General features: G+C 58.9%; 11 protein-coding genes. 9 read left to right on the plus strand and 2 right to left on the minus strand.

Going from position 1 to position 12,969, the window contains the following annotated elements; genetic code table 11:
• Positions 1 to 228: 228 nt before the first annotated feature.
• A complete protein-coding gene (locus tag ABLV78_RS11115; protein ID WP_047048918.1) occupies positions 229 to 1,728 on the plus strand; it encodes an aldehyde dehydrogenase family protein in 1,500 nt (499 codons plus the stop codon).
• Positions 1,729 to 2,003: 275 nt separating this feature from the next.
• Complete coding sequence (locus ABLV78_RS11120; RefSeq protein ID WP_047048915.1) at positions 2,004 to 2,954, plus strand: zinc-dependent alcohol dehydrogenase family protein; 951 nt, start codon at positions 2,004 to 2,006, stop codon at positions 2,952 to 2,954.
• 2 nt (positions 2,955 to 2,956) lie between these two features.
• Here ABLV78_RS11120 and tynA read toward each other — a convergent pair whose 3' ends face one another.
• Positions 2,957 to 5,224 (minus strand): primary-amine oxidase, encoded by a 2,268-nt coding sequence (gene tynA / locus ABLV78_RS11125; RefSeq protein WP_047038140.1) that lies wholly within the window; start codon positions 5,222 to 5,224, stop codon positions 2,957 to 2,959.
• Between the two features lie 278 nt (positions 5,225 to 5,502).
• The gene (gene paaZ, locus ABLV78_RS11130) at positions 5,503 to 7,548 is read right to left on the minus strand and encodes a phenylacetic acid degradation bifunctional protein PaaZ (RefSeq protein WP_047048913.1); all 2,046 of its coding nucleotides are present in this window, start codon (positions 7,546 to 7,548) and stop codon (positions 5,503 to 5,505) included.
• Positions 7,549 to 7,834: 286 nt separating this feature from the next.
• Here paaZ and paaA point away from each other — a divergent pair, with 286 nt between their 5' ends.
• Genes paaA through paaG form a run of 7 tightly spaced genes read left to right on the plus strand, consistent with a single transcriptional unit; the run spans position 7,835 to position 12,968 of the window.
• Positions 7,835 to 8,764 (plus strand): 1,2-phenylacetyl-CoA epoxidase subunit PaaA, encoded by a 930-nt coding sequence (paaA, locus tag ABLV78_RS11135; RefSeq protein WP_025713674.1) that lies wholly within the window; start codon positions 7,835 to 7,837, stop codon positions 8,762 to 8,764.
• A gap of 11 nt (positions 8,765 to 8,775) precedes the next feature.
• A complete protein-coding gene (gene paaB, locus ABLV78_RS11140; RefSeq protein WP_004224492.1) occupies positions 8,776 to 9,063 on the plus strand; it encodes a 1,2-phenylacetyl-CoA epoxidase subunit PaaB in 288 nt (95 codons plus the stop codon).
• A 7-nt stretch (positions 9,064 to 9,070) separates the two neighbouring features.
• Entirely contained in the window at positions 9,071 to 9,826 is a 756-nt protein-coding gene (gene paaC / locus ABLV78_RS11145) for a 1,2-phenylacetyl-CoA epoxidase subunit PaaC (protein WP_047048906.1), read from the plus strand.
• A gap of 11 nt (positions 9,827 to 9,837) precedes the next feature.
• Complete coding sequence (paaD, locus tag ABLV78_RS11150) at positions 9,838 to 10,335, plus strand: 1,2-phenylacetyl-CoA epoxidase subunit PaaD (RefSeq protein WP_047048903.1); 498 nt, start codon at positions 9,838 to 9,840, stop codon at positions 10,333 to 10,335.
• Positions 10,336 to 10,342: 7 nt separating this feature from the next.
• Positions 10,343 to 11,413: a 1,2-phenylacetyl-CoA epoxidase subunit PaaE gene (gene paaE / locus ABLV78_RS11155; protein WP_047048900.1), complete on the plus strand. Its 1,071-nt coding sequence runs from the start codon at positions 10,343 to 10,345 to the stop codon at positions 11,411 to 11,413.
• Complete coding sequence (paaF, locus tag ABLV78_RS11160; RefSeq protein ID WP_038422444.1) at positions 11,410 to 12,177, plus strand: 2,3-dehydroadipyl-CoA hydratase PaaF; 768 nt, start codon at positions 11,410 to 11,412, stop codon at positions 12,175 to 12,177. Before paaE ends, paaF begins: the two co-directional genes overlap by 4 nt.
• A gap of 2 nt (positions 12,178 to 12,179) precedes the next feature.
• A complete protein-coding gene (gene paaG / locus ABLV78_RS11165; protein WP_047048894.1) occupies positions 12,180 to 12,968 on the plus strand; it encodes a 2-(1,2-epoxy-1,2-dihydrophenyl)acetyl-CoA isomerase PaaG in 789 nt (262 codons plus the stop codon).
• Position 12,969 lies beyond the last annotated feature (1 nt).

Genomic DNA, 12,969 nt, shown 5'->3' on the forward strand with positions numbered 1-12,969 from the left:
ACCCTGTAAAAATAATGTTTCTGTATTGTTGCATTTACGCCGTGAGTGGCAAGAGCGCAGCGTGGAGTATATGAAAGAACTATTACCTGCGGCACATTTCGCCGCATGCCAGGGTGTTTAATTGCGGGACCTGTCACAGCGGCAAAAATGATTGTCACAGAGAAAAAAGCGCAAATGGCTGACCCGTCCTAGACTGTGTGCACTATCCGCGAACAATAAGGAAGTCGCATGTCCACATCACAGGTCGCGCTGCTCGCCAGCGTACAGCAATTTCTCGACAGACAGCATGGCTTATATATTGATGGCAACCAGCAGGCGGCACAGAGCGAAAAACGCTTAACCGTCTGGGACCCGGCCACCGGCCAGGCGATTGCCACGACGGCAGATGCTAATGCCGCCGACGTTGACCGCGCGGTGATGTCCGCCTGGCGCGCTTTTGTCGCCCGTAGCTGGGCCGGGCGCACGCCGGCCGAGCGCGAGCGGATCCTGCTGCGTTTCGCCGATCTGGTGGAACAGCATGGTGAAGAGCTGGCGCAGCTCGAAACCCTTGAACAGGGTAAGTCGATCAATATCTCGCGCGCGTTTGAAGTCGGTTGCACCCTCAACTGGATGCGCTATACCGCCGGACTGACCACTAAAATCAGCGGCCGCACGCTGGACGTCTCCATTCCGTTCCCGGAAGGCGCGCGCTATCAGGCGTGGACCCGTAAAGAGCCGGTTGGGGTGGTGGCGGGGATTGTTCCCTGGAACTTCCCGCTGATGATCGGCATGTGGAAGGTGATGCCGGCGCTGGCCTCCGGTTGTTCCATTGTGATTAAACCCTCTGAGACCACGCCGTTAACCCTGCTGCGAGTCGCGGAGCTGGCCACGGAGGCCGGGATCCCGGACGGCGTCTTTAACGTCGTCACCGGTAGCGGCGCCGAGTGCGGGGCGGCCTTAACCACCCATCCGCAGGTGGCGAAAGTGAGCTTCACCGGTTCGACCGCCACCGGCAAACAGATTGCCCGCGCGGCGGCCGATCGCCTGACCCGCGTAACCCTTGAACTCGGCGGCAAAAACCCGGCCATCGTGCTGAAAGATGCCGATCCGCAGTGGGTGATTGAAGGGTTAATGACCGGAAGTTTCCTCAATCAGGGGCAGGTATGCGCCGCCAGTTCGCGGATCTATATCGAAGCGCCGCTGTTTGATAACCTGGTCGCTGGCTTTGAGCAGGCGGTCAAGTCGCTGCAGGTGGGGCCGGGAATGGTTGAAACGACGCAAATTAACCCGGTGGTGTCGCAGGCGCACTGCGCCAAAGTGGCCGCTTATCTGGACGAAGCGCGTAAGCAAAACGCCGAGCTGATCAGCGGTAACGTTGGGCCGAATGGTAACGGTTTTTATATTGCGCCGACGCTGGTGATTAATCCGGATGCCGGGCTGCGCCTGAATCGCGAAGAGGTGTTTGGCCCGGTGGTGAACCTGGTGCGCGTCGCCGATGGCGAAGAGGCGCTACGCTTAGCTAACGACAGTGATTTTGGCCTCACTGCCAGCGTCTGGACTCGCGACCTGACTCAGGCGCTGAACTATACCGATCGTCTGCAGGCCGGTACGGTATGGGTCAACAGCCATACGCTGATTGATGCCAACCTGCCGTTCGGCGGGATGAAGCAGTCCGGTACCGGGCGTGATTTTGGTCCGGATTGGCTGGACGACTGGTGCGAAACCAAATCGGTGTGCGTGCGCTACTGATTTTTTGTCGGATGGCGCTACGCTTATCCGACCTACGGTTCGTGCGGCCTGCCTTTAATTTATTCACCACGCTGGCTGACACTACTGGTGCTGGTGATCTCAAAACCCCCCGGTGGCGCTGCCGCTTACCGGGGCTACAGCGCTTTGCGATTTGGTAGCCCGGATAAGGCGCAACGCGCCGCCTCCGGGAAACGCCCCGGTGGTTCGACATACCTCTTCCCCCTGAGCGCTGATTTGCTATGATCGGCGCTCTTTTTTTCTGATGTTGCCCCGCTATGTGGAATGATGCGCTTTGCTATCAGCAGTACGGTGCGCCGGAAACGGTGCTCGCGCTGCATCACCTGCCGTTGCCGCCGCTGGCGCCCGGACTTGTTCGGGTACAAATGCGCTATGCGCCGGTCAACCCTTCCGATCTGATTCCCATTACCGGCGCTTACCGCCATCGTACGACGCTGCCATCGGTAGCGGGCTATGAAGGTGTTGGTGTGGTGATTGAAGACGCGACGAGTGGGCGTCCACGACTGGGGCTGCGGGTTCTGCCGCTGCGCGGCGCCGGAACCTGGCAGCGTTATCTTGATATTGACCCGCGCTGGCTGGTGCCGGTCGCTGAAGAGATAGATGACATCCTGGCCGCGCGCGGCTATATCAATCCGCTGACCGCAATGCTGATGCTGACGCGCTGGCCGGTGGCGGGGAAACATCTGCTTTTGACCGCGGCTTCATCGTCCTGCGCCAGCCTGCTGGGGCAGTGGGCGCTCGCCATGGGCGCGCGTTCGGTAAGCGGTATTATTCGCTCGCCGCAGCACATCCCGCGCTTACAGCAGTATGGCGTCTATCCGCTACTCGAAGGTGACAGGGCGCTGATTGAACAAGTGAGTCAGTACAGCGATCTGGTGTTTGATGCGGTGGGCGGTGAGCTGGCTGACTTTCTGCTATCGGTACTGCCGCAGTCGTCAACGCTTGTCTCTTACGGCTTGCTATCCGGTAAACCGCTCACCCAGACGCGAGGCAGCGCATCGGTACGCAAATTTCATCTGCGGGAGGCCTTACCAACACTCAGCGTCGATGCGTGGCAGGCTGCTTTTACGGCGATCTGGCGACAGCTGTCGACCACGGCGCAGCCTGCAGCGCAGGTGATAAAGCTGCGCGACTGGCATGAAGCGATTGCCGCCGCAGGCCAGCCGGGAAGAAGCGGTAAAATCCTGCTCGATTTTACCGCGGGTTAAGATTATTTTTTCTTCTCGCCAAGCGTTGGGGTTTCGTCAAAGAAGTTCCACGGCTTGAGCAGCGCGTGCGCCCACTCGGTCGGCATGATCGGCCACTCTTCGGCGCGCGCGACGTGCGTGGTGCCGGTAGTAATCCATACGACGTCATCGTGGTTAGTCAGCGACTCATCATCCTTTGCGTACTGGCCTAAGCCGGTATCCTGGGCGGAGCGGTTGGGATATTTTCCTTCCGGATAACGTTCGCCTGGATGGTAGCGCGTCACCCACAGCTGTTTATCCATAAAGCTCAGACGATGATATATCCACTCGTCCGGGGCGAACCTGGCGCCGGTCGCCGCCGGGTGCGTGCCGCCGGCATAAGGGATAATCTGGTAAGAGACCGGGTTACCCATGCGGTTCTCTTTGCTGGTGTTGCTCAGCAGGCGGATGGTGCCTGGGTCGAATTTCTGCGCCGCTTTCTGCTCGCTATCGATTGTGTACTGATTCACCTGCATGGTGCTGGTGCGCGGGCCGCCGGCGGTGTTTGGCTTCACTTCAGGATCCATCGCCACCAGGGTGTTGTTTTCGCCGTCCACGTCGAGGTCGAGGCGGAAATTATAAATATGCTGGTGGGTGGTGCCGACAATATTATGGTCGATCAGCGTCCCGTAGCGGGTATCCTCTTTGGCGCTGGGGTCGTGCATGGTCTTCGCCATCACGCCTTTAACGGCTTCAATCCCGGTGGCGCCGGCATCGATGCCGATGGTGCCGTTGTCGTGGAACACCCAATCAAAGATATAATCATAGTTCCCGACGGTACTGATCCAGCGCACCACCAGTTCCCGGCGTTCGGTGCTGACGTTAGGTTTGCCCATTTCCAGATGCTTATATTCCGGCCCGGCATAGCGTTCGAATATGGCGACCGCGCCTGGAATCGTGGTCGGTTTGCCGGTGTAATCGGCGATAGTTTCATCCAGCAGTACCGCATTCGATGGCGCATCTTTGCCGCGGACGATCGGCGATGTCAGAGTGCCCATGCCGTAATCGCCGGAGTCGAGGTAGGCTTTGAAATACCAGCCGACGTCCGGGTCGCCGTAGGGCACGATCATCCCGCCGAGGGAACCTTCATACATCACCTGGCGTTTTGTGCCGTTATCGTTGTAAGTCACCGTCGAGAGAATGGGCCCGACGCGCGAGTTAAGGCGCAGGTGGAAATCCCAGTTCCGCCAGTGGATGGTATCGCCGGTAATCGTATAGTTTTTGCCTTCCGGTTCGGTAATATCCAGCGGTTTCACCGCCGCGGCGTTGCGGTCCCGGCCATCATAAGGTCGTGGTTCCATTGGGACCGGGATCACCGGGCCTTCTTCAATTTTGATAATTTTCTTCGCTTCAAGGTCGACCACCGCCACCAGGTTTTCAATCGGGTGCGCCCAGTAGTTGCCGTCGCCGGTATCCAGATAACTGACTACCTTCAGCAGACGCGCATCCTGCTGCAGGCCATCTTTGCCATCAAAGTAGCCAACGGTGAGCGGAGTGGTGACCACTTTGCTGGGATCGGTAATACCGTGCTTTTTCAGCACCTCAGCGAATTCGCTGCTGGCATTGATAATGTTCTGCACGCTGACAAAATCATCGAGCAGCACCATCCCGTGGGCGCCTTTAATTGGCGTCCATGAGAGGATTTTTTTGTTTTGCAGATCGACGACGGCTTCAATGACATGTTTGCCATCGAGCATCACTACATCGGCGGTGCGCGGGGCATCAACGGGCGTTCCCTGCAGGGCAAAGGCCCATACCGCCGCCTTGTCCGGCTCGTGTAAGGAAATCTCAGTAAAGCGGGTATTCGGCTGGAACTCCGGCGCGGCTTTAACAATGGTCACCGCTTCACCGATTTCCGCCGCCGAGAGGGAGTTTAACGGGTGAGGGCGCTTTTCTACCTGGAAGGTCTGATCGAGACCGGACTGGAACACATCGTTGATAAAGGTATCGGAGACCCAGGCTTTACCTTCCTTCATTACCACCGGCACCTGTAGATCAAGGGATTTACCGTTGACGATCGCCGTTTTGGCGCCGGGCTTGACTTTGACGTAAGCGCCGTCTTTTATCAGGGTAAACATTTGCGCGTAGTCATCCCACTGCACATCGGCGCCGAATTCCTGCAGCGTTTTATCCAACGGCACCATGTGCGCTTCGCTACCGTGAGCGAAGACCGGTGATTGCCAGGCGCAAATCACCGCGACAGCGAGGGCCAGCGCGGTTTTACGAGGGGAAAACATTAAGCCGTTTGCCATTGTGACCTCATCTTATTGTTGTGTTGTTATTGCCGCTGCGAATGTCGGCTTTTTACGCTTACCCTAGCAGTCTGCCGCCCGGGAACGTTTGTTTGCTTTTGCCAGCTTGTTTGTCAGTTTTGCCAGACGGACGTAAAAAATGCCTCCGTAGAGGCATTGAGAACGTGCGCCGATTTTTTTGCCGGGTGGCGGCTGACGCCTTACCCGGCCTACCCAACCGGGTCTGACTGTCTGTAGGCCCGCGCAAGCGCAGCGCCGCCGGGCGATTTTTTTGCAGATTACGCCGGGAAATCTCCCTGCTGGCGCGCCACCAGGGTAAGAATGGAATACAGCGCCACCGCCTGCTGGTGCTGATTGAAAATCTCAACAGCCCATTCAACGACGCCGGTGGCTTTCTCATCGGCGCTGCGCTGACGTTTAACCGTTTTCCGCTTACAGGTCAGGCGAACCTGAATGGTGTCTCCCGGTTTGACGGGTTCAATAAAGCGCAGGTTTTCCATGCCGTAGTTAGCGATAACCGGCCCGACGCCGGCATCGACGAACAGCCCGGCCGCTGCGGAGATCAGGAAATAGCCGTGAACCACCCGCTCGCCGAAAATCGACTCGGCGGCGGCGATTTTGTCCATATGCGCATAGAAATGGTCGCCGCTCAGGCAGGCGAAGTTAACGATATCCGCTTCGGTCAGGGTTCTCCGCGGGGTTAATAAGCTATCGCCAGGCTGGATTTCTTCGAAGTATTTACGGAAGGGATGAATTCGGTCTTCGCTAACCTGCGCGCCACGCACCCACTGCTGGCCGATGGTCGCCAGCATCGTTGGGCTGCCCTGGACCGCGGTACGCTGCATATAGTGTTTGACCGAACGCAGCCCGCCAAGCTCTTCTCCGCCGCCAGCGCGGCCGGGGCCGCCGTGTACCAGCTGCGGCAGCGGCGAGCCGTGGCCGGTTGACTCTGCCGAAGACTCCTCGTTAAGGATCTGAATACGACCATGCGCGCGCGCGGCGCCAAGGATAAACTCGCGCGCCAGTTCGCCGCTGGCGGTGACCAACGTCCCGGCCAGACTACCGCCGCCGGCGCGCGCCAGCGTCAGCGCATGCTGGCGGTCACGATATGGCATCAGTGTCGCCACCGGGCCAAAAGCCTCAATGGCGTGGACTGCCGGCGTTTCATCCGGCTGTGAGCAGTACAACAGGGTCGGCGGGAAGAATGCGCCGTCAGCATTAAGATCTGCCTGTCCGCCAAGCAGAGCTTCGCAGCCGGCGGCAATCAGTTTATTGACGTTATCCTGCACATCCTGACGCTGTTCGCTATTAACCAGGGCCCCCATTTTAACGCCCTCCTGCGCAGGGTCACCGACGGTTACTTTATGCAGGCGGGAGATCAGTGCATCGCTAACCGCATTAATCTGAGCTAGTGGCACAATGATTCTGCGGATAGCGGTACATTTTTGCCCGGCTTTCGCCGTCATCTCGCGGACCACTTCCCGAATAAACAGCGCGAATTCCGGTTGCTCCGGGGTGACATCTTCGCCTAATACGCAGCAGTTGAGCGAATCAGCTTCCATGGTAAAGGGAATGGATTTGGCCACCAGGTTAGTATGCGACCGTAGCTGCTGGCCGGTGGCGGCAGAGCCGGTAAAGGTCACCACGTCCTGGCTATCGAGATGGTCGAGAAGATCGCCCGCGCCGCCGCAAATCAGGCTGATGGCGCCTTCAGGCACCAGGCCGCTGTCGACAATCGCTTTTACCATCGCCTGGGTGAGCTGGGCGGTAGCGGTTGCCGGTTTAATGATAGCCGGCATACCGGCAAGCCACGTGGGCGCCAGTTTTTCCAGCATTCCCCAGCAGGGGAAGTTGAAGGCGTTGATATGTACGGCGACGCCCGACTTCGAGGTCAGCACGTGACGTGCGGCAAAACCGCCCTGTTTGGAGAGCGGAATTAGCTCGTCCTCCGGCCACAGGATATCGTCCGGCAGTTCGCGACTACCCAGCCCGGCATAAGTGAACAAAGTACCGATACCGCCTTCAATATCCACCCAACTGTCGGCGCGGGTTGCGCCGGTTTGCGCCGAGATGGCGTAGAACTCGGCTTTCTGCTCCAGCAGGTGTTTCGCCACTGCTTTCAGCATCGCGCTACGTTCAATAAAGGTCATCGCCTGCAGGGCTTTGCCACCGCGTTCAATCGCGAAGCGGCGCGCCTGCGCCATATCCAGTCCTTCACTGGTCACCTCCCAAAGCGCCGCGCCGGTAATGGCGTGATGGATAGTACGGGCGCGGCCCCGGCCGGTCTGCCAGGCGCCGGATAAGTAACTGGCTAACTGCTGCATCGCAAATCTCCAAATATGTTACGTGTGGTATCTATAAATAGTTCTTTTATGAATCATAAAAATCAAGCCCGTATTTAATATTTTATTAACATTGTGATCGGTGGTTAATTGGTTGTTGTGCTTACATCGCTGTTTTATCTGTCATTTACAAAAGGTTTTGCGGTTATCATCACAAAAAGAACAAACAAAATTTGTGGTTTTATTTAACTAATATGTAACCTTCAATAAACAAAGTGATTCACATAAATGTTTTTATTGTGAATATCGGAATCATAAAGGTGATGACGTGACAGAAGAACAACGCTTTGACCAGCGCATCGCGCAGGAAACGGCCATCGAACCGCAGGACTGGATGCCGGATGCCTATCGTAAGACCTTGATTCGGCAGATAGGCCAGCACGCGCACTCGGAAATTGTCGGCATGCTACCGGAAGGCAACTGGATCACCCGCGCGCCGACGCTGCGCCGCAAAGCGATCCTGCTGGCTAAGGTACAGGATGAGGCCGGGCATGGGCTTTATCTCTATAGCGCCGCGGAAACGCTGGGCTGCGCGCGGGAAGACCTGTATCAGAAAATGCTCGACGGGCAGATGAAATACTCCTCCATTTTTAACTATCCGACCCTCAGCTGGGCGGATATCGGCGTGATCGGCTGGCTGGTCGATGGCGCGGCCATCGTCAACCAGGTGGCGCTGTGCCGGACCTCTTACGGCCCCTATGCCAGGGCGATGGTCAAAATCTGCAAAGAAGAGAGCTTTCACCAGCGTCAGGGATTTGAAGCCTGCATGGCGCTGGCGCAGGGCAATGACGCGCAGCGGCAGATGCTGCAGGACGCTATTAACCGCTTCTGGTGGCCGGCGCTGATGATGTTTGGCCCCAACGATGACAACTCGCCGAACAGCGCCCGCAGCATGGCGTGGAAAATCAAACTGCACTCCAACGACGAGTTGCGTCAGCGCTTCGTCGATAACACCGTGCCGCAGGTAGAGATCCTCGGCATGACCGTACCGGACCCGGATTTGCGCTTTGATGAAGCCAGCGGCCACTACCGCTTCGGCGAAATCGACTGGCAGGAATTTAACGAGGTAATTAGCGGCCGTGGGATTTGCAATCACGAACGACTGGCCGCCAAGCGTAAGGCCTGGGAAGAGGGCGAGTGGGTGCGCGAGGCCGCGCTGGCCCATGCGCAAAAACAGCAGGCCCGCAGCGCGGCATGAGGAGAGAGAACATGAGCAAAGTTTACTGGCCGTTATATGAAGTGTTCGTTCGTAGCAAACAGGGATTATCCCATCGCCACGTTGGCAGTCTGCACGCCGCCGACGATCAAATGGCGCTGGAGAACGCCCGCGATGCCTATACCCGCCGCAGCGAAGGCTGCTCGATTTGGGTGGTGAAGGCCAGCGAAATCGTTGCTTCGCAGCCGGAAGAGCGCGGCGAATTCTTCGACCCGGCGGAAAGCAAAGTCTACCGTCATCCGACTTTCTATACCGTGCCGGACGGCATGGAACATATGTGAGGCGGCGATGAATACCCCTAACCCCGTAGCCACCTACGCCCTGCGTCTTGGCGACAATGGTCTGGTTCTGGCCCAGCGTTTAGGCGCCTGGTGCGGCCATGCTCCCGAGCTCGAGATCGATCTTGCGCTGGCCAACATCGGCCTCGACCTGCTCGGCCAGGCGCGCAACTTTTTAAGCTATGCCGCCGAACTTAACGGCTGCGGCGACGAAGATACGCTGGCCTTTGGCCGCGAAGAACGCCAGTTCAGCAACCTGCTGCTGGTGGAACAGCCAAACGGCAATTTTGCCGACACTATCGCCCGTCAGTTCTTTATCGACGTCTGGCACGTCGCCCTGTTCAGCCGCCTGGTGAACAGCCGCGACGCGCAGCTGGCGGCCATTGCCGCTAAAGGGCTGAAAGAGGTGCGTTACCACCAGCGTTTTAGCCGCGGCTGGCTGGAGCGTCTCGGTAACGGCACCGAGGTATCAAATCGCAAAATGCAGCAGGCGGTCGACAATCTGTGGCGCTTCACCGGCGAACTGTTCCTTGCCGATGAAGTGGATCTCCTCCTGGTTGAGCAGGGCATTGCGGTTGATCCGCGCGAGCTTCAGGCCGAATGGCAAAGCGCGGTACACACGGCGCTGCTCGACTCCGGCTTACAGATCCCGCAGGAAGAGGCTTTCCGCAGCGGCGGCAAACAGGGGCTGCACAGTGAACATCTCGGCCCGCTGCTGGCGGAGATGCAGTATCTGCAGCGTTCGCATCCCGGACTGCAGTGGTAAGTGAGGTGACTATGCAACGTCTTGCCGACATCGCTCCAGCAGAGGTTCGTACCATCTGGGGATTATTAAGCGCGATCCCGGATCCGGAAGTGCCGGTACTCACTATCACCGACCTCGGTATGGTGCGCAGCGTCGCGCGCCACGGCGACGGTTGGGTGATTGGCTTTACCCCGACCTATTCGGGCTGTCCGGCGACGGAGCATCTGCTGGGCGAGATCCGCGCGGTCATGAGCGAGCATGGCTTTGTGCCGGTACATATCGTCCTGCAGCTGGATCCGCCGTGGACCACCGACTGGATGAGCCAGGATGCTCGCGAGCGCCTGCGCCAGTACGGCATCAGCCCGCCCCAGGGGCACGCCTGCCATGCGGACATGCCCACCGAGGTGAGCTGCCCGCGCTGCGGCAGCATCCATACCTCGCTGATTAGCGAATTCGGTTCCACGGCCTGTAAAGCGCTCTATCGCTGCGACAGCTGCCGCGAACCTTTTGATTACTTTAAATGTATTTGAGGTTGCCATGACGACGTTCCATTCGCTTAAGGTGGCGAGAGTCGAGCCGGAAACCCGCGATGCGGTGACCATCACTTTTGCGATTCCGCAAGCCCTGCAGGCGGAGTACTGCTTTCGTCCGGGCCAGCATCTGACGCTAAAAGCCCGTCTGGGCGGCGAAGAACTGCGCCGCTGTTATTCCATTTGTCGCAGCCGCACGCCCGGCGAAATTAGCGTCGCGGTCAAAGCTATCGACGGCGGGCGCTTTTCGCGCTACGCCCAGCACGATATCCAGCAGGGTATGGAGCTGGAAGTGATGGTGCCGCAGGGGCATTTCGGTTATCAACCGCAGGCTGAACGGCAGGGTGAATATCTGGCGATTGCCGCCGGTTCCGGGATCACGCCGATGATGGCGATCATTAGCGCGACGTTGGCGACCGAGCCGCAAAGCCGCTTCACGCTGATCTACGGCAACCGCAGCAGCCATAGCATGATGTTCCGCCAGGCGCTGGCCGATTTAAAAGACCGCTATCCGCAGCGCCTGCAGGTGATACACCTGTTTAGCCAGGAGTCGATGGACAGCGATCTTTTACAGGGGCGCATTGACGGCGACAAACTGCGCCAGCTCTCCGCGCATTTACTGGATTTCAGCCGTTTCGATGACGCCTTTATCTGTGGACCGGCGGCGATGATGGACGACGCGGAAGCAACGTTACGTGAACTTGGCGTAGCGGAGAAATCGATTCATCTCGAACGCTTTAATACACCTGGCGGCAATGTGAAGCGCGCCGCCGGCGTGCAGGCGGAAGGGCGCACGGTAACCATCCGCCAGGACGGGCGCGATCGGCTGATCGCCCTCAGCGCGGAAGACGACAGCATCCTGGATGCCGCATTGCGTCAGGGTGCGGATCTGCCATTTGCCTGTAAGGGCGGGGTTTGTGCCACCTGTAAATGCAAAGTGCTGCGTGGCGAAGTGGCGATGGCCGCCAATTACAGTCTGGAAGCGGATGAGCTGGCGGCGGGTTACGTACTGAGCTGCCAGTCGTTACCGACCAGCGGCGATGTGGTAGTCGACTTTGACGCGCGGGGGATGGCATGAGTGACCTGCTGATCCACCGTCATGGCCGGGTGCTACAGCTGACGCTGAACCGCCCGCAGGCCCGCAACGCGCTGAACAATGCCCTCTTAACCCAGATTGCCGAGGTGCTGGAGGCAGCGTCAATTGATGACAGCGTTGGCGTCTGCGTTATCAGCGGTAACGCGCGTTTTTTCGCCGCCGGGGCTGACCTCAACGAAATGGCTGAAAAAGATCTGCCTGCCACCCTTGATGATATTCGCCCACGGTTGTGGGGGCGAATCGATGCCTTTACTAAACCGCTCATCGCTTCGGTCAACGGCTACGCGCTCGGCGCCGGCTGCGAGCTGGCCCTGCTGTGCGACCTGATTGTCGCCGGTGACAACGCCCGTTTTGGCCTGCCGGAAATTACCCTCGGCATTATGCCGGGCGCTGGCGGCACCCAGCGGCTGATCCGCAGCGTAGGTAAGGCGCTGGCCAGCCGGATGGTGCTGAGCGGCGAAAGTATTGACGCCCGCCAGGCCCAGCAGGCCGGGTTGGTCAGCGATATCCATCCGGCGGCGTTAACCGATGAGTACGCCCTGAAACTGGCTGCCACCATCGCCCGCCATTCGCCGCTGGCGCTACGGGCGGCAAAACAGTCGCTGCGCCTGTCGCAGGAAGTCAGCCTGCAGGCCGGTCTGCAACAGGAGCGCCAGCTGTTTAGCCTGCTGAGCGCCACCGAGGACCGCCGCGAAGGCATCGACGCCTTCTTACAAAAACGTACACCGGAATTTAAAGGACGCTAATCGTGGAAGCTTTCATTCTCAGCGCAGTGGAACAGGGCGTCATGACCATTACCCTCAATCGCCCGGACCGCCTCAACAGTTTTAACGATCTGATGCATCAACAGCTGGCGGAATGTCTGAAGCAGGCCGAGCGCGATGACGGCATACGTTGCTTGCTGATCACCGGCGCCGGTCGCGGCTTTTGCGCCGGCCAGGATTTGAACGACCGCAATGTCGACCCCAGCGGCCCGCCGCCGGATCTCGGCATGTCGGTAGAACGCTTTTACAACCCGTTAGTGCGCCGTCTGGCGGCGCTGCCGAAGCCGGTCATCTGCGCGGTCAACGGCGTGGCCGCTGGCGCAGGCGCTACCCTGGCGCTGGGCTGCGATATCGTGCTGGCCGCGCGTTCGGCCAAATTTGTGATGGCGTTCAGTAAGCTCGGCCTGGTGCCGGACTGCGGCGGCAGCTGGTTCCTGCCGCGGGTGGCCGGTCGCGCTCGCGCAATGGGGCTGGCGCTGCTGGGCGATAGCCTAAGCGCGGAACAAGCCGCGCAGTGGGGAATGATCTGGCAGCTAGTGGACGATTCAGAACTGGCGGATACCAGTCTGCAGCTGGCGCGCCATCTGGCGGCGCAACCGACGTTTGGTCTTGGGCTGATTAAAAAGGCGCTGCTGGCTTCTGAAACCAACAGTCTCGACGCGCAGCTGGACCTGGAGCGCGATTATCAGCGTCTGGCCGGGCGCAGCGATGATTACCGCGAAGGGGTCAGCGCGTTTCTGGCCAAACGACCACCACAGTTCAGCGGGAAATAGG

Source organism: Klebsiella sp. CN_Kp075 (assembly GCF_040065055.2).
In the GTDB taxonomy this organism is placed as follows: Bacteria; Pseudomonadota; Gammaproteobacteria; order Enterobacterales; family Enterobacteriaceae; genus Klebsiella; species Klebsiella aerogenes.

What these genes read in the sequence shown, in the direction of transcription:
- ABLV78_RS11115 (WP_047048918.1), top strand. Translation starts at nt 229, where the DNA reads ATGTCCACATCACAGGTCGCGCTGCTCGCCAGCGTACAGCAATTTCTC.
- ABLV78_RS11120 (WP_047048915.1), top strand. Translation starts at nt 2,004, where the DNA reads ATGTGGAATGATGCGCTTTGCTATCAGCAGTACGGTGCGCCGGAAACG.
- tynA (WP_047038140.1), bottom strand. Translation starts at nt 5,224, where the DNA reads ATGGCAAACGGCTTAATGTTTTCCCCTCGTAAAACCGCGCTGGCCCTC.
- paaZ (WP_047048913.1), bottom strand. Translation starts at nt 7,548, where the DNA reads ATGCAGCAGTTAGCCAGTTACTTATCCGGCGCCTGGCAGACCGGCCGG.
- paaB (WP_004224492.1), top strand. Translation starts at nt 8,776, where the DNA reads ATGAGCAAAGTTTACTGGCCGTTATATGAAGTGTTCGTTCGTAGCAAA.
- paaC (WP_047048906.1), top strand. Translation starts at nt 9,071, where the DNA reads ATGAATACCCCTAACCCCGTAGCCACCTACGCCCTGCGTCTTGGCGAC.
- paaD (WP_047048903.1), top strand. Translation starts at nt 9,838, where the DNA reads ATGCAACGTCTTGCCGACATCGCTCCAGCAGAGGTTCGTACCATCTGG.
- paaE (WP_047048900.1), top strand. Translation starts at nt 10,343, where the DNA reads ATGACGACGTTCCATTCGCTTAAGGTGGCGAGAGTCGAGCCGGAAACC.
- paaF (WP_038422444.1), top strand. Translation starts at nt 11,410, where the DNA reads ATGAGTGACCTGCTGATCCACCGTCATGGCCGGGTGCTACAGCTGACG.